Here is a 21,597-nt window from a genome sequence, read left to right on the forward strand (position 1 = left end):
TTTAAGGGAGGTGAAAGAAATTGACTAACGACGCAAAAGAAAGCTTAAAAGAAAATGAAACAGCAACAAAACAAGAAGAAACGTTGATTAACCAAGAGGGTGAATCAGCGGATTCTGATATACAAGCTGAACAAGCGCAGGAATCTGATGAGTTAACAGCAGCCAAAGCTAAGATTGATGAACTTGAAGCCAAACTTAGTGAAACTGAAAACCGCATGTACCGCGTACAGGCAGATCTGGATAACTTCAGAAGAAGAGCACGTCTTGATCTTGAGGCTGCACAAAAATATCGTTCTCAAAATCTGATAACCGAAATACTGCCAGCTCTTGATAACTTTGAAAGAGCGTTAAAAATAGATACGGATGACGAAAAAACACAATCCTTGCTACAGGGAATGGATATGGTTTATCGCCAGCTGGTTCAGGCGCTGCAAAATGAGGGCATTGAAGCCATTCAAGCAGAAGGGCAGCCGTTTGACCCGCATCTTCATCAGGCAGTTATGCAGGTGGAAGATGATCAATATGAATCCAATGTTGTCATTGAAGAATTCCAAAAAGGCTACAAATTAAAAGACCGCATTATCAGACCAGCAATGGTTAAAGTGAATCAATAACTTACATATTAGGAGGTTTCTACGATGGGGAAAATTATCGGCATCGATTTAGGTACAACAAACTCATGTGTTGCAGTGTTAGAAGGCGGAGAACCTAAGGTTATTCCAAATGCAGAAGGCAACCGCACAACTCCTTCAGTAGTGGCATTTAAAAATGGCGAGCGCCAGGTTGGTGAAGTAGCAAAACGCCAGGCTATTACAAATCCAAACACTATTATGTCCATCAAACGACACATGGGAACGGACTATAAAGTAGAGGTAGAAGGCAAGGAGAATACTCCTCAGCAAATCTCTGCCATTATCCTTCAGCACTTAAAAGCATATGCAGAAGACTATTTAGGCGAGCCTGTTACAAAAGCTGTTATCACAGTACCGGCATACTTCAATGATGCTGAGCGTCAGGCAACAAAAGATGCAGGTAAAATTGCAGGACTTGAAGTTGAGCGTATTATCAACGAACCAACTGCAGCAGCACTTGCTTACGGTTTAGATAAAACAGACCAAGATCAGACAATTCTTGTTTACGATTTAGGCGGCGGTACATTTGACGTATCCGTTTTAGAACTTGGAGACGGAGTATTTGAAGTTCGTTCAACAGCTGGAGACAACCGTCTTGGCGGAGATGATTTTGACCAAGTAATCATTGATTATCTTGTTTCAGAATTCAAAAAAGAAAACGGCATCGACCTTTCAAAAGATAAAATGGCTCTTCAGCGCTTGAAAGATGCTGCTGAAAAAGCTAAGAAAGATCTATCTGGTGTATCTTCAACACAGATTTCACTGCCATTCATCACAGCTGGAGAAGCTGGACCTCTTCACTTGGAAGTAACATTGTCACGTGCTAAATTCGAAGAGCTTTCTTCTGACTTAGTTGAAAGAACAATGGGTCCTGTTCGCCAGGCGCTTCAAGATGCAGGACTTTCTAAAAATGAAATTGATAAAGTAATCCTTGTCGGCGGATCTACTCGTATTCCTGCTGTTGTAGAAACAATCAAAAAAGAGCTTGGCCAAGAGCCATCAAAAGGTGTTAACCCGGACGAAGTTGTAGCACTTGGTGCAGCAATTCAAGGCGGCGTTATCACTGGTGATGTGAAAGACGTTGTATTACTTGACGTAACACCACTTTCACTTGGAATTGAAACAATGGGCGGCGTATTCACCAAGTTAATCGAGCGCAACACGACGATTCCAACAAGCAAATCACAAGTATTCTCAACGGCTGCTGACAGCCAAACAGCTGTAGATATTCATGTTCTTCAAGGTGAGCGTCCAATGTCTGCAGATAATAAAACATTAGGGCGTTTCCAATTAACGGATATTCCTCCGGCTCCGCGCGGAGTTCCGCAAATTGAAGTATCATTCGATATTGATAAAAACGGTATCGTAAATGTTCGTGCAAAAGATTTAGGCACAAACAAAGAACAAACAATCACAATTAAATCTTCAACAGGTTTAAGTGATGAAGAAATCGAACGCATGGTAAAAGAAGCAGAAGAGAATGCAGATGCGGATAAAGCGCGCAAAGAAGAAGTTGAACTTCGCAATGAAGCAGATCAGCTGGTTTTCACAACTGAAAAGACTCTGAAAGATCTTGAAGGCAAAGTTGACGAAGCTGACGTTGCAAAAGCGAACGAAGCTAAAGATGCTTTAAAAGCGGCTATTGAGAAAAATGAGCTTGAAGAAATCAGAACGAAAAAAGATGAGCTTCAAGAAATCGTTCAGCAATTATCAATGAAGTTGTATGAAGAAGCTGCAAAACAGCAGCAAGGTGCTGAAGGTGCAGCAGGCGCCAAGCAAGATGACAACGTAGTTGATGCTGAATATGAAGAAGTAAACGACGATAAAAAATAATACTGAGCGGAAATGAGTGACTTCATCCCGCATAAGGAAAGTCAAAGTCAGGCTTGTCTTGACTTTGACTTTTTTTTCATGAAGAAAGCAAAGACTTTTCAGAAAAGAATGAATAGATTATGGGTATGAAAACACCTTCTATACGTAAACAATATCTTGCAATCAGGTTAAATCGAGTGATACAATTTACTTTATGTGAGAATTCGGGAGTGAGAAATTATGAGCAAGCGTGATTACTATGAAGTGCTTGGAGTAAGTAAGAGCGCGACAAAGGATGAAATGAAAAAAGCGTACCGCAAGCTTTCAAAACAATATCATCCTGATATCAACAAAGATGCGGATGCAACCGATAAATTCAAAGAAATTTCAGAAGCCTATGAGGTTCTGACTGATGATCAGAAGCGTGCGCAATATGATCAATTTGGACATACTGATCCTAACCAGGGCTTCGGAGGATCTGACTTCGGCGGAGGATTCGGATTTGACGATATTTTCAGTTCAATCTTTGGCGGCGGAAGAAGACGTGACCCAAATGCGCCAAGACAAGGTGCTGACCTTCAGTATACAATGACTCTGTCCTTTGAAGATGCCGTATTCGGCAAGGATACAACCATTGAAATTCCGCGTGAAGAAACATGTGATACATGTGACGGCTCTGGAGCAAAGCCTGGAACTAAACCGGAAACATGTAAACATTGTAACGGATCAGGACAGCTGAACGTTGAGCAGAACACGCCATTCGGCAGAATTGTCAACCGCCGCGTATGTAATCATTGCAGCGGAACAGGCAAAATGATCAAGCATAAATGTTCAACGTGCGGAGGAGCCGGCAAAGTTCAAAAACGGAAAAAGATTTCTGTTAAAATTCCAGCTGGAGTCGATGATGGCCAGCAGCTTAGAGTTTCCGGACAAGGGGAGCCAGGATTAAATGGTGGGCCAAGCGGTGATTTATATGTTGTATTCCAAGTTAGATCTCATGAGTTCTTTGAGAGAGACGGAGACGATATCTACTGTGAAATGCCGCTTACATTTGCACAGGCCGCTTTAGGCGATGAAATTGAAGTGCCTACTCTGCACGGCAAAGTAAAACTTAAGGTACCGGCCGGAACACAAACGGGCACAAAATTCCGTATGAAGGGAAAAGGTGTCGCAAATGTGAGAGGGTACGGACAGGGCGATCAGCACATTATCGTTCGTGTATTAACGCCTACTAATATTACAGAAAAACAAAAAGAGCTTATCCGCGAATTCGCTGAAATGAGCGGGGGAAGACCAGATGAGCATGAAGAAAGCTTTTTTGATAAAGTGAAGCGTGCGTTCAAGGGTGAATAAACAGAAGTGGAGCTGGTAGAATGAAATGGTCCGAGTTAAGTATTCATACAACACAAGAAGCGGTAGAACCAATTTCGAATATATTGCATGAGGCCGGAGCGAGCGGTGTCGTCATAGAAGATCAAATGGATCTATTAAAAGAGCGCGAAAGTGTTTATGGAGAAATCTACCACCTCAATTCTGATGACTATCCTGATGAAGGTGTTATTATTAAGGCATATCTGCCGGTAAACAGTTTCCTTGGCGAAACCGTTGAGGAGATTAAAGAAGCTGTAAATAACCTGCTTATTCATGATATCGATTTAGGGAAAAATGATATCTCAATAAGTGAGGTAAATGATGAAGAGTGGGCAACAGCGTGGAAGAAATATTATCATCCCGTTAAGATTTCGGAGCGATTTACGATCGTGCCGACATGGGAAACTTATACACCGGTCCATTCTGATGAACTCATTATTGAGCTTGATCCCGGGATGGCTTTTGGCACAGGGACTCATCCTACAACCGTTCTTTGTATTCAGGCGCTTGAACGGTCTGTAAAAGAACACGATTTAGTTGTAGATGTAGGCACAGGATCGGGAGTTTTAAGCATTGCCTCTGCAATGCTTGGTGCAAAAAAGGTTCAGGCACTGGATTTAGATCCAGTTGCTGTTGAAAGCGCACGTTTAAATACGAAATTAAATAAAGTGCACCAGGCCGTCACAGTATCTCAAAATAATTTGCTGAACGGTATTCAAGGTCCTGTAGACGTAGTCGTTGCAAATATTTTGGCTGAAGTCATTCTGCGATTTGTCCACGATGCAATTCAGATACTGAAACAAGGCGGTTTGTTCATCACTTCTGGAATCATTCTCAATAAAAAGGCTGAGGTTAAAAACGGTTTAATCGAGGCTGGATTTGAGATTGAAGAAACAGTTGTTATGGAAGACTGGGTGGCCTTTATCGCAAGAAAGAAATAAGAGGTGCTCATCTGTGCAGCGTTATTTTATAAGTGAAAAAAAAGAGAATTTAACGAGCAGAATTACAATTACGGGAGATGATGTTCATCACATCTCCCGTGTTATGCGTATGAAACCCGGCAGCAAACTGATTTGCTGTACGTCAGATGGACAGGCAGCGCTTTGTGAGATAGAAGAGGTAAATGATGAGACAGCAGTATGCATGATCATCGACTGGCAGACTGCTGATTATGAACTCCCTGTATCAGTCACGATAGCGAGCGGGCTGCCTAAAGGGGATAAGCTGGAATGGATTCTTCAAAAGGGCACAGAACTTGGTGCCGCTTCGTTTATCCCTTTTAATGCTGCTCGTTCCGTTGTAAAGCTTGATGCAAAAAAAGCAGTCAAAAAAGTGGAGCGCTGGAGAAAGATTGTAAAAGAAGCATCTGAACAATCCTATCGCAATAGAATTCCTGAGGTTGCTGAACCATATAGCTGGAAGGAACTCATTATTGCTTCCGCTTCATATGATGTCAAAATCGTTGCATATGAAGAATCCGCTAAAAATGGGGAGCTCGCAAATCTTGCAAAAGCATTAAATGAAAGTCATTCAGGTCAGACCATTCTTGTGGTTTTTGGACCAGAAGGCGGACTAACAGAAGAAGAAATAAAACAGCTGAAGGATGCAGGGTTTACAGCTTGCGGGCTCGGGCCGAGAATTTTACGGACGGAAACGGCTCCGCTATATGTTTTATCTGCTGTTTCTTATTATTTTGAATTATCGAGGTGATTACCATGCCAACCGTGGCATTTCATACACTTGGCTGTAAAGTAAACCATTATGAAACAGAAGCTATCTGGCAGTTATTCAAGGACGCAGGCTATGACCGTTCTGAATTTGAAAGCAAAGCTGATGTTTATGTCATAAATACATGTACAGTAACGAATACTGGCGATAAAAAAAGCAGGCAGGTCATTCGCCGTGCAATCAGAAAAAATCCGGACGGCGTTATTTGTGTAACCGGCTGTTATGCTCAAACGTCTCCAGCTGAAATTATGGCGATTCCGGGTGTGGATATCGTAGTAGGTACATCTGACCGTGTTAAAATGCTTGACTATATTGAGCAATTTAAAAACGAAAGACAGCCAATTAACGGCGTCAGCAATATTATGAAGGCTCGGGTATATGAGGAACTTGATGTACCTGCTTTTACGGACCGCACTCGTGCATCATTGAAGATTCAGGAAGGCTGCAACAACTTCTGTACATTCTGTATTATTCCATGGGCACGCGGCTTAATGCGCTCCCGTGACCCTAAAGAAGTGATTAAACAGGCTCAGCAGTTAGTTGATGCAGGCTATAAAGAAATCGTATTAACAGGTATTCATACTGGCGGATACGGAGAAGACATGAAGGATTACAACTTCGCTATGCTGCTTCGTGATCTGGACACTCAGGTTCACGGCTTAAAGCGCATCAGAATCTCATCTATTGAGGCAAGTCAAATTACAGACGAAGTCATAGAAGTGCTTGATCAGTCAGATAAAATTGTCCGCCATTTGCATATTCCGATTCAATCAGCCTCAAATACTGTATTGAAAAGAATGCGGCGCAAATACACAATGGAATTCTTTGCTGAGCGTTTAACGCGCCTGAAACAAGCTTTGCCAGGACTTGCTGTAACTTCTGACGTAATCGTCGGATTCCCTGGTGAAACGGATGAAGAATTCATGGAAACATATAACTTTATTAAAGAACATAAATTCTCAGAGCTTCATGTTTTCCCTTATTCAAAACGGACTGGCACGCCTGCTGCAAGAATGGAAGATCAAGTAGATGAGGACATCAAAAATGAACGTGTTCATCAGCTGATTGCCCTTTCTGATCAGCTTGCGAAAGAATACGCATCTGTATATGAAGATGAAGTTCTGGAGGTTATTCCAGAAGAACTATACAAAGAAGATCCTGAAAGCGGACTTTATGTCGGTTATACGGATAATTACCTGAAAGTTGTTTTCCCTGCAGCAGAAGAAATGGTCGGGAAAATTGTGAAAGTGAAAATTACTAAAGCTGGCTATCCATATTCAGAAGGACAGTTTGTACGTGTCATGGAAGAAGAACCTGCAGCTGAAAGCATGAGAAACATCTCTTAACCTGGTCGAGCAGACCGGGTTTTTTTATTTATCTTAAAATCAGGAAACTCACTTTCTTTAAAAACGAGGTTTAGAATTATTTCTCTGGTGTAAATTAAGTTTGTACTCGTATTTATTTTGAAAAAATGTTAAGATGTAAGAGGTCAGACGACTAATTAAATGGAAAAGGGGTACTTACATATGTCAGTAAATATTGGCAGTATGATTGACCATACAGCATTAAAGCCTGAAACAACAAAGGCTCAAATCGAAACATTATGCGCAGAAGCTAAGGAATATAAATTCGCATCTGTCTGTGTAAATCCAACATGGATTGAAACAGCAGCTGCTTTACTAAAAGGAACAGACGTAAAAGTTTGTACTGTCATCGGTTTCCCTCTTGGTGCAACTACAGTTGAAACAAAAGCATTTGAAACAAAAGATGCAATCGCAAAAGGTGCAACAGAAGTTGATATGGTAATCAACATCGCCGCATTAAAAGATAAAAATGACGAGCTTGTTGAGCGCGATATCCGTGCTGTTGTAGATGCAGCTAAAGGAAAAGCGCTTACTAAAGTAATCATTGAATCATGTCTTTTAACTGATGAAGAAAAAGTAAGAGCCTGCGAATTATCAGTTAAAGCGGGAGCGGATTTTGTGAAAACTTCTACTGGTTTTTCAACTGGCGGAGCAACTGTCGAAGATATCGCTCTAATGCGCAAAACAGTAGGACCTGATGTTGGAGTGAAAGCTTCAGGCGGCGTCCGTGACCGCGCAGGAGCGCTAGCAATGGTTGAAGCAGGTGCAACCCGCATCGGTGCAAGTGCTGGAATTTCAATTGTTAAAGGTGAAGTTTCAAACTCTGATTATTAATATAAGACTATAAAGACTGCTGAAATTTTTTCGGCAGTCTTTTTTATTTCCCTCTAAAAAAAGTTGAAAATGAAACAACGAAACTGCCGAATGCATTTGCAAAGGGAAGCAAGGCAAGTGAACTGATGACATTAAAAATTAAACTGAAATGAGCGAGCTGCAAGTCCGGATGTGAAGATAGATTTTGAACAGCTGAACTGCATAATGAAATGAAAGGGTAAAATGCGGCTACACCTATAACATTGACCCATATATGTGCATACGCAGTCAGCTTTGCTTCTTGATTTGCGGCGGCGGCTGCCATCCAGCCGGTAATACAAGTGCCGATATTTGCTCCGAGAACATAAGCAATGCCTGCACTGAGCGTAAGGATATCTGCATTTAAAAAACTCATAATGATGCCTACAGTCGCTGCACTCGAATGAATAATTGCAGTTAGAAGCGTCCCGCAGATGACTCCTGCAAAAGAGTGCTCATTTGTATAGAGCAATAACTCGTTAACAAGCTCCAATTGTGATAGAGGATAAGCAAGCCGGCCAAAGCCAGACATCGCTGAAAAAAGTGCCCCGAGTCCCATAGAAGCTTCACACATTCGAATCAGCGCTTCCTTTTTGAACACAACTCCCATAAAAAAACATAGAAGCCCAATAATGAAAAGCGGAAGAATCAATGATCCAATATCCAATGTAATTAGCTGGGTCGTGAAAGTAGATCCGATATTCGTTCCAAGAATAATTCCAATCGTTTGTTTAAACGAGATGACTCCTGCTGAAACAAGACCGATTACGATGATCATCACAGCTGAACTGCTTTGCAGGATCCCCGTAAAAATGATTCCCGCCATAAAAGCTTTAACGGGATGATTAATACAAGCATAAATCCAGTCTCTCATCGCATGTCCGGATAGAACAGACAGGCCATTTTTCAGCAAATGCATACCCGCTAAAAAAACAATCAAGTAAAGCAGGAAAAAGCCTGCAGCCCCCATCAAATCACCTCTTATTTTAAAAATATATGGACAAGCGCACGGCAGCATGACAAAAATCTACCGGACAAATGAACGAAATTAAGAACTTTTTCTTATATAAGTTGACCTCTGAGAAACGTTATATTATAATTGCAAAGTACATGTTTTCTTTAAACATGTTTATTAAACAGATGATGTCGATTGGTTGTATTCGGAGGGAGGGAATAAGAATGTCAAAAACGGTCGTTCGTAAAAACGAGTCGCTTGAGGACGCTCTTCGTCGCTTCAAACGTACAGTATCAAAAAGCGGTACTATACAAGAAGCTAGAAAGCGCGAATTCTATGAAAAACCTAGCGTAAAACGTAAGAAAAAGTCTGAAGCTGCTAGAAAACGCAAATTCTAAAGAGGGTGGATTTATGAGTCTTCTTGAGCGTTTGAATCAAGATATGAAACAAGCGATGAAGAACAAAGAGAAGGACAAACTGGCTGTTATCCGCATGGTGAAAGCCTCATTACAAAATGAAGGCATCAAGCTGGGTAAACAGGAGTTGTCTGCTGAAGAGGAACTGACTGTGTTTTCTCGCGAATTAAAGCAACGTAAAGACTCCCTCCAGGAATTCAGTAAAGCTGATCGCTTAGATTTAGTTGAAAAGACACAGGCTGAACTTGATATTTTAACTGTATACATGCCAAAACAGCTTTCAGAAGAAGAACTTCAAGCTATTGTGAAAGAAACAATCGCAGAAGTAAACGCAACTTCTAAAGCAGACATGGGTAAAGTTATGGCTGCAATCATGCCTAAAGTTAAAGGTAAGGCTGATGGCGCGCTTGTCAATAAAACTGTAGCTGGACAGCTATCATAAAAAGACGGAAAACACCTTGTTCATTTGAACAAGGTGTTTTTTAATGTCTTAATGGAAAAACTTACTCAACTATTTCCTTAAAAATAGTCTTGAAAATCAATCGCATCACCATTTCACCTAAAAATAGGTCACTTTAACTTGTAACATAAAAAAATCGTTATATAAGTTTAGAAATAGGTAAATGAAAAATCTTGTTTGTCCCCATTATCTGCCTGTCGGTTCTAAACTGGTATTTCTGCTTCACACAATGTCCAGCTCCACTTCCTAGCCCTCGGCCAGAACAAATTCCCCCAAAAAGGCGGAATCCGTACTTTTCGGAGGAATTCTTATTTGTCTGTCGGGTCTGAACTGGTATTTCTGCATCACACATTGTCCAGCTCCACTTCCTAACTCCTCGGTCAGAACAGATTCGCCATTAAAGGCAAAAAGCGCCTTTAATGGCGAATCTTTATCTGCCTGTCGGAGCTAAACGGGCTTTTAGCTTCACACATTGTCCAGCTCCATCGCCCAACTCCTCGGCCAGAACGTCTCAGCCTGAAAAGTCAAACCCGGACTTTCCAGTCTGAGCCTTTTCTGTCTGTCGGAGCTAAACTGGATTTTTCTGTTCACACATTGTCCAGCTCCACCTCCTAACTCCTCGGTCAGAACAGATTCGCCATTAAAGGCAAAAAGCGCCTTTAATGGCGAATCTTTATCTGCCTGTCGGAGCTAAACGGGCTTTTAGCTTCACACATTGTCCAGCTCCATCGCCCAACTCCTCGGCCAGAACGTCTCAGCCTGAAAAGTCAAACCCGGACTTTCCAGTCTGAGCCTTTTCTGTCTGTCGGAGCTAAACGGGCGGTTCCGCTTTTCTAATAAGAATTTTTCCTAAAAACGAAACCTATACTTAAGTTGAAACGTATTACTGTTAAACCTTACGATTGAAAGGGGGCTTGCGATTCAATTGGTGGGAAATCATAACCGTTTATTTCACATATTATTTGGATTTGTTTTGTTTCTTTCCTTGTTTGGCAGCGCGTATATGCCCGCTGCAGATAATCATTCTGAAAAAGTGGCGGTCATCCCAATTGAAGAAACCGTTGAAAAAGGGTTGTCACAATTTATTAAAAGATCTTTTAAGGAAGCAAGAGCTGAAAATGCTGACCACATTATCCTCGATATAAATACTCCGGGCGGAGCGGTTGATGCAGCACTTGAAATCGCGGACACAATAAGAGCATCAGAAATCCCAGTAACCGCTTTTATTGACAGACGGGCATTATCGGCTGGAGCTTATATTGCCTTAAATGCTGACCAGATTTACATGGTTCCTGGAGCCAAGATGGGTTCTGCGGCAATTATTGATCTCGAGGGTAATACCGCTGATAAAAAAGCGGAATCTCTCTGGCTGGCTGAAATGAAAGAATCTGCGGAACAGAATAACAGAGATTCAAAATATGCCCTTGCGATGGCTGACCCTGATGTTGACCTTCCAGAGTTTGGGGCAGGCAAGGGTGATTTATTGACATTGACTGCAGAGCAGGCGGTAGAGGTAAACTATGCAGAAGGTATCGCTGAGAATCTGAACAGTTTGTTAAAAGAACTGAACTTAAGTTCTGCTGAAGTAATTGATATTGAAGTAAGCTTCGCTGAAAAAGTAGCAAGATTTGTGACCAATCCCATTGTGATTCCGATTCTGCTTTCGATTGGAAGTCTAGGACTTATCGTTGAATTATACAGTCCTGGCTTTGGGCTGCCGGGCTTCATGGGACTATCCTCGCTGTTTCTGTTCTTTTACGGGCATTATATTGCGGGGCTGGCAGGGCTTGAAACTGTGATTTTGTTCATCGTTGGATTAATTCTGGTGGCCGCTGAGTTTTTTGTTCCCGGCGGAATTATAGGTTTTATTGGGTTTGGAGCGATCCTATTAAGCTTTTTCATCGCAACCGATGATATTGCATATATGGCATTTTCATTAGGTGTGGCACTACTCGTTGCCGTATTGGCAGCCATCATATTTGTAAAGGTGTTTGGAAAACGTATGAATATATTTAAAAAACTGATCTTGCGTGATTCTACAAATACTGAAAGCGGGTATGTTTCAAACCGGAACCGTCTTGAGCTGATCGGAAAAACCGGCATTGCCCTCACGTCAATGAGGCCATCTGGAACAGCACTCATAGACGATGAACGAATCGATGTTGTGACAGAAGGCACGTATATTACTAAAGATCAAAAAATAAAAGTTGTTAAAGTCGAAGGCTCTCGTGTTGTTGTGAGAGAAATCCTTTAATACAAGGAGGAGTACAATGGATCCGTCATTGCTATTAACATTAGGCTTAATTGTTATAGGAGTTATATTAATAGGTGTTTTATTTACATTTGTACCGATTACACTGTGGATCTCAGCACTTGCTGCAGGTGTTCGAATCAGCATCTTCACCCTTATTGGAATGAGGCTTCGACGCGTAAGCCCAAACCGGATCATTAATCCATTAATTAAAGCGCATAAAGCAGGACTTGGTGTTACGATTAATCAGCTTGAGAGTCATTATTTAGCAGGAGGAAATGTTGACCGTGTAGTTAATGCCTTAATTGCCGCAGAACGTGCGAATATCGAGCTGTCTTTTGAACGATGCGCAGCCATTGACCTTGCTGGACGGGATGTTTTAGAGGCCGTTCAAATGAGTGTAAATCCTAAGGTTATTGAAACGCCGTTTATCGCCGGTGTAGCGATGGACGGTATTGAAGTGAAGGCTAAAGCCCGCATCACGGTGCGTGCAAATATTGAACGGTTAGTCGGGGGCGCAGGCGAAGAAACGATTATTGCCCGTGTAGGTGAAGGAATCGTCAGTACAATCGGTTCTTCCGGCAATCACAAAAAAGTCCTTGAGAATCCTGATATGATTTCTCAAACGGTGTTAAATAAAGGGCTGGATTCCGGCACTGCTTTTGAAATCCTGTCAATTGACATCGCGGACGTTGATATCGGCAAAAATATCGGAGCCATCTTGCAGACCGATCAGGCTGAGGCAGATAAGAAGATTGCCCAGGCTAAAGCTGAAGAACGCCGTGCAATGGCGGTCGCTCTTGAGCAGGAAATGAATGCAAAAACGCAGGAAATGAGAGCGAAAGTAGTGGAAGCGGAAGCAACGGTTCCGCTTGCAATGGCTGAAGCATTGCGAAATGGTAAAATTGGTGTAATGGACTACATGAATTTTGAGAATATAAATGCCGATACAGATATGAGAGATTCAATCGGAAAGTTATCAAAAGATCAGCCGGATCATGATAATAAATAGGAAAAGCTCGAAGAGGAGGTGCTGAAGAATGGAATTAGTAGATTTTATTCTTACCAATCCATTAGTTATTGCGGGCCTGATCTTTGTTTTATCATCCTTATTCGGCAAAAAAAAGAGGGAAAGACAGCAGCGGAGGCAAAAGGAGAAACCAGCATCCGCTGCGCCTGTCCCTTCAATTGATCAGACCGCAAATCATCAGCCGGCTAAAGAACGCATGAAGGAAGCGATTCAAACTATTGAATCCAGATACCAGGCAGCAAAAACGGATTCTAGTGAGCTTGGAAATGAAATTGGCTCACCAGCTGATGAAATGAAAACGGAAATTGTGACTGTTTCCAAAATCAGTAAGCCTGAGCGTGCGAAAGCAAACCATGTCATCAATAAAGATAATGTCGTTCAAGGTTTTATCTGGAGTGAAATTCTCGGTCCGCCCAGATCTAAAAAGCCTCATCCTTCTGCAAAACGCCGAGTTTAAAAAAGAAGTGTTAGAACCCCCTTTTTGCTCATACATATGAGATGAGAGGGGGTTCTTTTTTATGGCGAAAAAATGGCGACAGCAAGTAGCGAAATGGATCTCACGAACAGTAGAAATACCCCAGGATGTCATGATGGATCTTCCCCGTATCACGATGATCGGCCAAATACATATTTATATTGAAAATCATAGAGGGCTGCTCACTTTTACAGATAATGAACTGCGGCTTCTGCTTAAACAGGGACAGCTTCAGATTAAAGGCGAGGCCTTTGTCATAAAAGCGATTTTGCCCGAAGAAATTCTTCTGCAGGGGAAAATCGATCAAGTCAATTACTTAGAGCAATCATGAACATAGGAGGATCACGATGAAAAACCAATGGATGCATTTCTTTTACGGTGTCATAAAAGTCACAATAACAGGGAGGGGAACGGAAAGGTTTATTAATGACTGCATCAGGAAGGATGTCCCTGTGTGGAATGTAAGAAGAGAAGGAGAGGCGGTCTCTTTTTTTATTCGGCTGAAAGATGTACATGCCATCCGGGCTGCAGCTCGCAAAAATGAATGCAAATGCTCTTTGAAGAAAGTGTCGGGCCTGCCTTTTCTCGTTCAGAAATCCTTAAAAAACAGCGGTTTTGTCATTGGATTCGCATTGTTTTTCACCGTTATTCTCCTTTTATCCAACATGATCTGGGGAATCGATATTAAGGGAGCTAAGCCAAGTACGGAGCATCTTATTAGGAAAGAACTTGATGCTATGGGCGTGAAGGTGGGGAAATTGCAGTTCCTTACGCTTGATCCGGATTCCATTCAAAAAAATTTGACAAACAATATTAAAGAGCTTACCTGGGTTGGAGTTGAACTGAAGGGCACAAATTATCATTTTGAAGTTGTTGAGAAAAATGAACCGGAAAAAATCACATATTCAAGTCCGCAGCACATTGTTGCAAAGAAAAAAGCGATTATTACTAAAATGTATGTTGAAAAAGGACAGCCTGCGGTCACTATAAATGAGCATGTAAAAAAAGGACAGATGCTTGTTTCCGGATTAATAGGCAATGAGAACAATCAGCAGAAGGTGGCAGCGAAAGCGGAGATACTCGGAGAAACCTGGTATCAAGCTGAAGTGGATGTACCTATTAACACAACGTTTAATGTTTTCTCAGGTGATGAAAAACGGAAGTATTATTTGGAATTTGGCTCTTGGCAGCTTCAGGTGTGGGGGTTTAAACAGGACATGTTTAAAGACTTTGAAGTGGAGGAAGACATAAGATCCATTAAATTTCTGAAGTGGAATCTGCCGATTGGATACGGCAAAAAAATATACCGTGAAAAAGAAATTGTAACACGCAGTTACAGTAAAGAAGAAGCGCGAAAAGCGGGACTTGACCTGGGCAAGAAGAAATTAAAGAATGAATTGGGAGATGAAGCAGAAATAAAGGGTCAAAAAGTTTTGCACGAGACGAACGAGAATGGTAAAGTAAAACTAACAGTGCTCTACCAAGTTATAGAAAATATCGTAAAAACAACACCAATTGTTCAGGGAGATTAAATCATGCCAGAAGAACTAGTTACGATAAATCAGCAATTAGAAAATCCAAATGAAGCCGTTGCTCTGTTTGGGAATAATGATGCACATTTAAAGCGTATGGAAGAGGAGCTGAACGTCTCCATTGTTACAAGAGGCGAAGCTTTTTATGTATCCGGGGACCCTGACAGCGTTCAGACAGTGAATGATGTTTTAAAATCGCTGCTGGTCCTGATACGAAAAGGAATCACTATTAGTGAACGCGACGTTCTATACGGAATCGAAATGGCAAAACGATTAAAACTTGATGAATTTGAAGCATTATATGTAGATGAGATCAGCAAAGATGCGAGGGGTAAATCAATCAGAGTGAAAACTCTTGGACAAAGACATTATATCTCTTCTATCAGAAATAAAGATCTTGTCTTTGGAATTGGGCCAGCAGGAACAGGGAAAACCTATCTGGCCGTTGTCATGGCAGTCAGCGCCTTAAAAAATAACGGGGTTAAAAAAATCATTTTAACCAGGCCTGCCGTAGAAGCCGGTGAAAGCCTCGGCTTCCTTCCTGGTGATCTTAAGGAAAAAGTTGATCCTTATTTGCGTCCTCTTTATGATGCTTTGCATGATGTTCTTGGGATGGAGCACACACAAAGACTAATTGAAAGAGGAACGATTGAAATTGCACCTCTTGCATACATGAGAGGAAGAACGCTTGATGATGCGTTTGTCATTTTAGATGAAGCCCAGAATACGACACCCGCTCAAATGAAGATGTTTTTGACGAGGCTTGGTTTTGGATCGAAAATGGTCATTACCGGGGATATCACACAGGTAGACTTGCCAAAAGGCGTAAAATCAGGACTTGCTGCCGCTAAAGAAACGTTAAGTGCAGTCAGCGGCATTGCTTTTAACGAACTGCAGCAATCAGATGTTGTTCGCCACCCGCTGGTTGCGAAAATCATCGAAGCATATGATCAGACAAAGTGACCCGACAGCCCGATTTCGGGTCACTTTTTTCATGATTGCAAAGGGGAGCAGGGGGTGATGTTATGAAATTGAAGCAAAAGCCAAAACTTAATCAGCTGATCGATAAAATAAAGAATTATAAATTTATACATATTTCGATGTATATTATGCTTGCCGCGGTTATTTTTGTCTCGCTATACAGCAATGTAAAGCCGGAAACAATTGATGTTGAACTTTTCACTTATTCAGATCAAACGATCATTGCTCCTACGCAGGCTGATGATACTTATGAAACGGAAAACAAGCGCCAGGAAGCCTATGATGCAGTGGAAGATGAATATGTTCTAAGGAAAGACTATGTCGTAAATCGAGTAGAAGTCATAACATCCATTTTTGATTTTGTAAAAGAAACAAATAAAGAGGCAGCAGACGAAATAAAAATGCAGAATGAAAATGTTACTGAAGGGGAAGAAGTGTATTCTATATCTGCAGATGAAAAGCTTAAACGTTTAAAGGACAAGCTTACAGCGGACATTAGAGAAAAGATTCCTGATGAAGCCTTTAGAGCGCTGCTGGACTCTTCAGACAATGAATTGGCTATTGCAAGAGATGCCATCATTACTGCCGTTAATCGCGTAATGAGCGATGAAATTCCTCTTCAGAAACAGGATGAAGCAAAGGACCTGGTAGAAGAGGATCTTAAGTCTTCTACACTTCGGGCTGACTTATCAAATGCAGCTGTACAGCTTGGAAGGTATGCTGTAATAGCAAACTATGTTTTTGATCTCGATGCAACGGAAGAGAAAAAGCAGCAGGCATATGATGATGTGAAAGAAGTACAGATAAAACAAGGCCAGATTCTTGTTGAAGAAGGCGGTTACATCAGCCGGGACATCTACCGAAAGCTTGATCTTGTCGGGCTTCTGGATAATCAGCTTGCACTAAAGCCATTTGCAGGCCTTATGCTGATTATTCTTCTGATTATTGCCACACTCATTTATTATTTTGAAGCACCTGATAAGCCATCAGAGAGAAAGAATCATTCTCTTATTCTTTATGTGTTAATTTTCAGTATTACAATCCTGGTTATAAAAATTATCAGTTTCTTTCAGGAGATTGATTATTCTAATGTAGGATATTTGGTCCCGGTCGCGATGGGTGCGATGCTTATTAAACTTCTTCTGCACGAAAGGCTTGCTATATTAACGAGCATTATTTTTGCCGTCTGCGGGAGCATTATCTTTAATGAAGGTGTCACGGGTACCTTCAATTTTACAATCGGTGTGTATTTCTTATTTGGAAGTATTGCAGGAGTTTTATTTCTGAATGAACAAAATGTCCGTTCAAGAATTCTTCAGACAGGATTATTTGTAGCCTTGATCAATATCCTGACCATAACTTCTATTCTGTTAATGCAGAATGGAAGCTACTCAAACATTGAACTTGGTTCTTACTTTATCATGGCGCTTGCTTCGGGTCTTGTATCGTCCGTTTTGACGATCGGATTTATGCCGTTTTTTGAAACGGGATTTGGCATTCTTTCTACAATGAAATTAATTGAATTATCGAATCCAAACCATCCGCTGCTCCGCAAAATATTAACGGAAACACCGGGGACATACCATCACAGTGTCATGGTGGCAAACTTGTCTGAGGCAGCTTGTGAAGCAATTGGGGCGAATGGCCTTCTTGCTCGTGTGGGAGCCTATTACCATGATATTGGCAAAACAAAACGGCCTCAATATTTTATCGAAAATCAAATGAATATTGAAAATCCGCATGATAAATTGTCCCCTCAATTAAGCAAAAATGTGATTATTTCTCATGCGTCTGATGGTGCAGAGCTTCTCCGCAGGCACAAAATGCCAAAGGAATTTGTAGATATAGCAGAACAGCATCATGGAACGACTTTATTGAAGTTTTTCTATCATAAAGCAAAACAAAATCATCCGGATATTTATGAAGAAGAGTTTCGTTATCCGGGACCAAAACCTCAAACAAAAGAAATAGCTATTATTTCGATAGCAGACAGTGTTGAAGCCGCAGTCAGATCGATGTCAAGTCCAACGCCGGACAAAATCGAAAAGCTTATTCGGGGCATCATAACAGACAGGCTTCAGGATCATCAGCTGAACGAATGCGATTTAACGCTCAGAGAGCTTGATATTATTGCAAAATCATTCAGCGAAACATTAAAAGGGATTTTCCATTCCAGAATTGAATATCCGGAAATTTCAAAACAGAAGGTGAAACAAGCATGAATAAAATGATCATCGATATGGCAGATGAAACAGAATTGCTGACAGAAGAGCAGCTGGAAATGGTTGAAACGCTGCTACAGTTTGCAGCGGATGCAGAAAGCATTGAACAGGATGCCGAGCTGTCTGTTACATTTGTGGACAATGAAAAAATAAAAGAAATCAATCGGGATTACCGCAGCAAAGACCAGGTTACAGATGTGATTTCTTTTGCCATGGAAGAGCAGGGGGAAGGTGAAGTTTCAATTGTAGGGGTGGACATGCCTCCGGTTTTAGGAGATATTATAATATCTGTCCCCCGTGCAGAAGAACAGGCAGAGGAATATGGTCATTCCTTTACAAGAGAGCTTGGATTTCTGGCTGTTCACGGCCTGCTCCATCTGCTTGGCTATGATCACATGACAGAGGAAGAAGAGAAAAAAATGTTTGGAAAACAAAAAGAAATCCTGGATGCATATGGGCTCAAAAGAGAGATCTGAGCGGGAACGATTTATTAGAAGTTTTTCATATGCGTGGGATGGGATAAAGAGCACGTTTGGAGCTGAACGGAATTTTCAAATACATACCGTGATCTGTATTCTTGTTACCGCGGCAGCCTTTCTCTTTCATATCAGTCTGACTGAATGGCTGATTATCCTTATATTAATGGGGGGAATGCTTTCGCTTGAGCTGATGAACACCGCGGCAGAGAGGCTTGTGGATCTTGTCACGGCAGAATATCATCCGCTTGCAAAGGCCGCTAAGGATGCTGCAGCAGGCGCGGTTTTGATTTATGCAGTGCTAGCAGTTATTATAGGATTAATCATCTTTATCCCTAAAATTTTATGAGTTATGAGAAAATTCTTACAATTAAATTACATTTGCGGCATCTGCGTGAAATTTCACCTTATTTTAGGTAAAATAGAAATACATGATGTCGCCATACAGAAAGGAAGTAGAGCTTTGAACTCAGAACAACTCATCAAAGAAGCAAAAGCAGCACGCGAAATGGCATATGTTCCTTATTCCAAGTTCCAGGTTGGAGCTGCTCTATTAACGAAAGACGGAAAAGTATACAGAGGCTGCAACATTGAAAACGCCTCATACGGCATGACAAATTGTGCTGAAAGGACAGCATTGTTTAAAGCTGTTTCAGAAGGCGACAAAGAGTTTGCTGCCATCGCAATTGTTGCTGATACAGAAGGTCCGGTTTCTCCGTGCGGAGCCTGCAGACAGGTTATTTCTGAACTTTGTCCAAAGGATATGAAGGTTATCCTGACAAACTTGAATGGTGATGTAAAAGAATGGACAGTTGCAGAATTATTGCCTGGGGCATTTTCATCGGAGGATCTTCATGAATAAAAAAGAAACTGAATACAAATCCGGCTTTGTCTCCATCATTGGCAGACCGAATGTTGGGAAATCAACATTTCTTAATCGGGTGATTGGCCAAAAGATTGCCATTATGAGCGACAAACCCCAGACTACACGCAATAAAATACAGGGCGTATATACGACAAATGAATCTCAAATTGTTTTTATAGATACACCAGGAATTCACAAACCAAAGCACAAGCTCGGTGACTTCATGATGAAAGTAGCGCAAAACACGCTGAAAGAAGTAGATGTTGTTTTGTTCATGATCAATGCTGAAGAAGGATACGGCCGCGGAGATGAATTTATCATCGAAAAACTGCAGCACACAAAAACACCGGTCTTTCTGATCATTAATAAAATTGATCAGATCCACCCCGATCAATTGCTCCCGTTAATTGATCAGTATCGCGCTTATTATCCATTTAAAGAAATCATTCCTATTTCTGCGCTGCAGGGAAACAATGTTGATACGCTTCTTGAGCAGATTGAATCCTATTTGCCGGCAGGTCCGCAATACTATCCTGCAGATCAGGTAACGGATCATCCTGAGAGATTTATTATTTCGGAATTGATCCGCGAGAAGGTTCTTCATTTAACGCGGGAGGAAATTCCGCATTCTGTTGCCGTTGTTATTGATGCTATAGAGAGACGTGATAACAATCAGTCTATTTATGTCAGCGCAACAGTCATTGTTGAACGTGATTCCCAAAAAGGAATTGTCATCGGCAAGCAGGGGAAAATGCTGAAAGAAGTCGGCCAGCGGGCCCGCGTTGATATCGAAGCATTGCTTGGCACTAAAGTCTTCCTTGAACTGTGGGTAAAAGTTCAAAAGGATTGGCGCAACAAAATGACTCAGCTTCGCGACTTCGGATTTAGAGAAGATGAGTACTGATTTTAGAATTTGCTTTTAGCAAACCGCTTGATTTAACAAAATTTGTTTAACATGAAACGAAGGATCTCAGGTCAAGATAACGATATAGAAATTGGATTATAGCTTGCTTGTCTTAACGACAGAAAGGCGGGGGTTTACATGTTGGATTTTACCTGGAAAGTCTTTATTCAAACAGGTAATATTGATACCTATCTTCTTTTTAAGGAACTGGAAAAAGATACTGGTGACGGACCCGATTCACACGATCATGAGCTGGCTGAAGCTGACTTTCCAATTTCGTGATCTGACCGAATCCTTCTGGATGGTGAGAAAGATTGCTTCAAAAGTGTGAAGGCATTGTCATTAGAACAAATGATTATGGTGAAACAAATAAAATTGTGACAATTTATACCCGTGAACTTGGTAAAGTGGGGGTAATGGCCAGAGGGGCAAAAAAGCCTAATAGCAGGCTTTCCTCATCAACTCAGTTATTCACATACGGGTATTTCTTATTTCAGAAGTCTTCCGGACTCGGAGGGCTGCAGCAGGGCGAAACGATTTCTTCTATGCGGGGGATTAGGGAAGACATCTTTCTGACGGCATATGCTTCGTATGCCGCAGAATTGCTTGATAAAAGCACAGAGCAAAATGAACCTAATCCTTTTCTTTTTGAATTGTTCAGTCAGACTCTTCAGCGCCTAAATGAAGGTGTCGATCCTGATGTCCTGCTTTATATTTTTGAGATGAAAATAGTGAATGTTCTGGGGATGTACCCGCAGCTTGATTCGTGCGTAAACTGCAGCAGCAAGGATGGTACCTTTCATTTCTCGATAAGAGAAAACGGTTTTATCTGTCACAGATGTTTTGAGACCGATCCGTACAGACTGCAGATTTCCCAGGCAACCGCTAAATTATTGCGTTTATTTTATTATTTTGACTTAGAAAGGCTGGGCAAAGTAACTGTAAAGCCGGAAACAAAAGCAGAGCTTAAAATGGTGATTGATTCCTATTACAGTGAATACTCCGGGATATTTCTAAAGTCTAAGAAGTTTTTAGATCAGATTGAATCGTTAAAAGGAAAGCTGACATGATGTATACATATTGACTTTGTCTTCTGTTTCTATTATGATGCTTGTAAATTAATATGTTGCTGTGAAGGAAAAAGAGTATTTGCAGAGCGTTATGAAAAGCGACCTTAGGATGGTGTGAGCTAAGGGATAACCGGCAAAGAAAGGCGTTTCTTGAGCGACTTTACCGGAAAGAGGCTGATGCATAATAAATGCATTGGCAAT

General features: G+C 41.3%; 23 protein-coding genes. 22 read left to right on the top strand and 1 reads right to left on the bottom strand.

From position 1 onward, the window contains the following. The first annotated feature begins 20 nt into the window (after window positions 1-20). The 7 genes from grpE (at window position 21) to deoC (ending at window position 7,741) form a co-directional block, all read left to right on the top strand. Window positions 21-614 (top strand): nucleotide exchange factor GrpE, encoded by a 594-nt coding sequence (gene grpE, locus E2R53_RS01275; RefSeq protein ID WP_133310053.1) that lies wholly within the window; start codon window positions 21-23, stop codon window positions 612-614. A 24-nt stretch (window positions 615-638) separates the two neighbouring features. Continuing rightward, entirely contained in the window at window positions 639-2,465 is a 1,827-nt protein-coding gene (dnaK, locus tag E2R53_RS01280) for a molecular chaperone DnaK (protein ID WP_133310054.1), read from the top strand. A 219-nt stretch (window positions 2,466-2,684) separates the two neighbouring features. Then, window positions 2,685-3,797, top strand: a complete 1,113-nt coding sequence (gene dnaJ, locus E2R53_RS01285; protein WP_133310055.1) for a molecular chaperone DnaJ — start codon at window positions 2,685-2,687, stop codon at window positions 3,795-3,797. A 20-nt stretch (window positions 3,798-3,817) separates the two neighbouring features. Then, the gene (gene prmA, locus E2R53_RS01290; RefSeq protein ID WP_133310056.1) at window positions 3,818-4,756 is read left to right on the top strand and encodes a 50S ribosomal protein L11 methyltransferase; all 939 of its coding nucleotides are present in this window, start codon (window positions 3,818-3,820) and stop codon (window positions 4,754-4,756) included. 13 nt (window positions 4,757-4,769) lie between these two features. Beyond that, a complete protein-coding gene (locus E2R53_RS01295) occupies window positions 4,770-5,525 on the top strand; it encodes a 16S rRNA (uracil(1498)-N(3))-methyltransferase (RefSeq protein ID WP_133310057.1) in 756 nt (251 codons plus the stop codon). Between the two features lie 5 nt (window positions 5,526-5,530). Further along, window positions 5,531-6,889, top strand: a complete 1,359-nt coding sequence (gene mtaB, locus E2R53_RS01300) for a tRNA (N(6)-L-threonylcarbamoyladenosine(37)-C(2))-methylthiotransferase MtaB (protein ID WP_133310058.1) — start codon at window positions 5,531-5,533, stop codon at window positions 6,887-6,889. Window positions 6,890-7,069: 180 nt separating this feature from the next. Then, window positions 7,070-7,741 (top strand): deoxyribose-phosphate aldolase, encoded by a 672-nt coding sequence (deoC, locus tag E2R53_RS01305; protein WP_070875426.1) that lies wholly within the window; start codon window positions 7,070-7,072, stop codon window positions 7,739-7,741. A gap of 43 nt (window positions 7,742-7,784) precedes the next feature. Here the strand turns inward: deoC and E2R53_RS01310 are convergent, their stop codons facing one another. After that, the gene (locus E2R53_RS01310) at window positions 7,785-8,729 is read right to left on the bottom strand and encodes a Na/Pi symporter (protein WP_133310059.1); all 945 of its coding nucleotides are present in this window, start codon (window positions 8,727-8,729) and stop codon (window positions 7,785-7,787) included. A 209-nt stretch (window positions 8,730-8,938) separates the two neighbouring features. Between E2R53_RS01310 and rpsU the strand changes: the two genes are divergently transcribed. The 15 genes from rpsU to recO all read left to right on the top strand — a co-directional run bounded on the left by rpsU (window position 8,939) and on the right by recO (window position 21,396). Continuing rightward, entirely contained in the window at window positions 8,939-9,112 is a 174-nt protein-coding gene (gene rpsU, locus E2R53_RS01315) for a 30S ribosomal protein S21 (RefSeq protein ID WP_015595024.1), read from the top strand. Between the two features lie 13 nt (window positions 9,113-9,125). After that, window positions 9,126-9,572, top strand: coding sequence for a GatB/YqeY domain-containing protein (locus tag E2R53_RS01320; RefSeq protein ID WP_070875428.1), 447 nt, complete (start codon window positions 9,126-9,128; stop codon window positions 9,570-9,572). Window positions 9,573-10,545: 973 nt separating this feature from the next. Further along, a complete protein-coding gene (locus E2R53_RS01325) occupies window positions 10,546-11,844 on the top strand; it encodes an NfeD family protein (RefSeq protein WP_435796773.1) in 1,299 nt (432 codons plus the stop codon). Window positions 11,845-11,860: 16 nt separating this feature from the next. Further along, window positions 11,861-12,853 (top strand): flotillin-like protein FloA, encoded by a 993-nt coding sequence (gene floA / locus E2R53_RS01330; RefSeq protein ID WP_070875430.1) that lies wholly within the window; start codon window positions 11,861-11,863, stop codon window positions 12,851-12,853. 28 nt (window positions 12,854-12,881) lie between these two features. Further along, entirely contained in the window at window positions 12,882-13,328 is a 447-nt protein-coding gene (locus tag E2R53_RS01335; protein WP_133310060.1) for a hypothetical protein, read from the top strand. Between the two features lie 61 nt (window positions 13,329-13,389). Further along, window positions 13,390-13,677, top strand: coding sequence for a sporulation protein YqfC (gene yqfC / locus E2R53_RS01340; RefSeq protein ID WP_070875432.1), 288 nt, complete (start codon window positions 13,390-13,392; stop codon window positions 13,675-13,677). A gap of 16 nt (window positions 13,678-13,693) precedes the next feature. Next, a complete protein-coding gene (gene yqfD, locus E2R53_RS01345) occupies window positions 13,694-14,878 on the top strand; it encodes a sporulation protein YqfD (protein ID WP_133310061.1) in 1,185 nt (394 codons plus the stop codon). A 3-nt stretch (window positions 14,879-14,881) separates the two neighbouring features. Next, a complete protein-coding gene (locus E2R53_RS01350) occupies window positions 14,882-15,841 on the top strand; it encodes a PhoH family protein (RefSeq protein WP_133310062.1) in 960 nt (319 codons plus the stop codon). A gap of 62 nt (window positions 15,842-15,903) precedes the next feature. Further along, entirely contained in the window at window positions 15,904-18,081 is a 2,178-nt protein-coding gene (locus E2R53_RS01355) for an HD family phosphohydrolase (protein WP_133310063.1), read from the top strand. A gap of 5 nt (window positions 18,082-18,086) precedes the next feature. Then, a complete protein-coding gene (gene ybeY / locus E2R53_RS01360; RefSeq protein WP_133311105.1) occupies window positions 18,087-18,557 on the top strand; it encodes an rRNA maturation RNase YbeY in 471 nt (156 codons plus the stop codon). After that, entirely contained in the window at window positions 18,529-18,906 is a 378-nt protein-coding gene (locus E2R53_RS01365) for a diacylglycerol kinase family protein (RefSeq protein ID WP_133311106.1), read from the top strand. The genes ybeY and E2R53_RS01365 overlap by 29 nt, the downstream gene beginning before the upstream one ends. Window positions 18,907-18,909: 3 nt before the next feature. Next, a complete protein-coding gene (locus E2R53_RS01370; protein ID WP_133310064.1) occupies window positions 18,910-19,419 on the top strand; it encodes a cytidine deaminase in 510 nt (169 codons plus the stop codon). Beyond that, the gene (gene era, locus E2R53_RS01375) at window positions 19,412-20,326 is read left to right on the top strand and encodes a GTPase Era (RefSeq protein WP_133310065.1); all 915 of its coding nucleotides are present in this window, start codon (window positions 19,412-19,414) and stop codon (window positions 20,324-20,326) included. Before E2R53_RS01370 ends, era begins: the two co-directional genes overlap by 8 nt. Before the next feature lie 138 nt (window positions 20,327-20,464). Further along, on the top strand, window positions 20,465-20,608 hold the full coding sequence (locus E2R53_RS01380; RefSeq protein ID WP_133310066.1) for a YqzL family protein: 144 nt from the start codon (window positions 20,465-20,467) through the stop codon (window positions 20,606-20,608). A 32-nt stretch (window positions 20,609-20,640) separates the two neighbouring features. Next, window positions 20,641-21,396 (top strand): DNA repair protein RecO, encoded by a 756-nt coding sequence (recO, locus tag E2R53_RS01385; protein WP_133310067.1) that lies wholly within the window; start codon window positions 20,641-20,643, stop codon window positions 21,394-21,396. The last annotated feature ends 201 nt before the right edge of the window (window positions 21,397-21,597 follow it).

The organism is Peribacillus frigoritolerans, assembly GCF_004358755.1.
In the GTDB taxonomy this organism is placed as follows: domain Bacteria; phylum Bacillota; class Bacilli; order Bacillales; family Bacillaceae; genus Bacillus_P.

Excerpts from the sequence above, each read along its gene's own strand:
- E2R53_RS01335 (WP_133310060.1), top strand. The coding sequence starts at position 12,882 with ATGGAATTAGTAGATTTTATTCTTACCAATCCATTAGTTATTGCGGGC.
- E2R53_RS01350 (WP_133310062.1), top strand. The coding sequence starts at position 14,882 with ATGCCAGAAGAACTAGTTACGATAAATCAGCAATTAGAAAATCCAAAT.
- deoC (WP_070875426.1), top strand. The coding sequence starts at position 7,070 with ATGTCAGTAAATATTGGCAGTATGATTGACCATACAGCATTAAAGCCT.
- era (WP_133310065.1), top strand. The coding sequence starts at position 19,412 with ATGAATAAAAAAGAAACTGAATACAAATCCGGCTTTGTCTCCATCATT.
- yqfC (WP_070875432.1), top strand. The coding sequence starts at position 13,390 with ATGGCGAAAAAATGGCGACAGCAAGTAGCGAAATGGATCTCACGAACA.
- E2R53_RS01380 (WP_133310066.1), top strand. The coding sequence starts at position 20,465 with ATGTTGGATTTTACCTGGAAAGTCTTTATTCAAACAGGTAATATTGAT.
- prmA (WP_133310056.1), top strand. The coding sequence starts at position 3,818 with ATGAAATGGTCCGAGTTAAGTATTCATACAACACAAGAAGCGGTAGAA.
- E2R53_RS01310 (WP_133310059.1), bottom strand. The coding sequence starts at position 8,729 with ATGGGGGCTGCAGGCTTTTTCCTGCTTTACTTGATTGTTTTTTTAGCG.
- E2R53_RS01370 (WP_133310064.1), top strand. The coding sequence starts at position 18,910 with ATGAGAAAATTCTTACAATTAAATTACATTTGCGGCATCTGCGTGAAA.
- dnaJ (WP_133310055.1), top strand. The coding sequence starts at position 2,685 with ATGAGCAAGCGTGATTACTATGAAGTGCTTGGAGTAAGTAAGAGCGCG.
- mtaB (WP_133310058.1), top strand. The coding sequence starts at position 5,531 with ATGCCAACCGTGGCATTTCATACACTTGGCTGTAAAGTAAACCATTAT.
- E2R53_RS01355 (WP_133310063.1), top strand. The coding sequence starts at position 15,904 with ATGAAATTGAAGCAAAAGCCAAAACTTAATCAGCTGATCGATAAAATA.
- yqfD (WP_133310061.1), top strand. The coding sequence starts at position 13,694 with ATGAAAAACCAATGGATGCATTTCTTTTACGGTGTCATAAAAGTCACA.
- E2R53_RS01365 (WP_133311106.1), top strand. The coding sequence starts at position 18,529 with ATGCATATGGGCTCAAAAGAGAGATCTGAGCGGGAACGATTTATTAGA.
- floA (WP_070875430.1), top strand. The coding sequence starts at position 11,861 with ATGGATCCGTCATTGCTATTAACATTAGGCTTAATTGTTATAGGAGTT.
- E2R53_RS01320 (WP_070875428.1), top strand. The coding sequence starts at position 9,126 with ATGAGTCTTCTTGAGCGTTTGAATCAAGATATGAAACAAGCGATGAAG.
- dnaK (WP_133310054.1), top strand. The coding sequence starts at position 639 with ATGGGGAAAATTATCGGCATCGATTTAGGTACAACAAACTCATGTGTT.
- rpsU (WP_015595024.1), top strand. The coding sequence starts at position 8,939 with ATGTCAAAAACGGTCGTTCGTAAAAACGAGTCGCTTGAGGACGCTCTT.
- ybeY (WP_133311105.1), top strand. The coding sequence starts at position 18,087 with ATGATCATCGATATGGCAGATGAAACAGAATTGCTGACAGAAGAGCAG.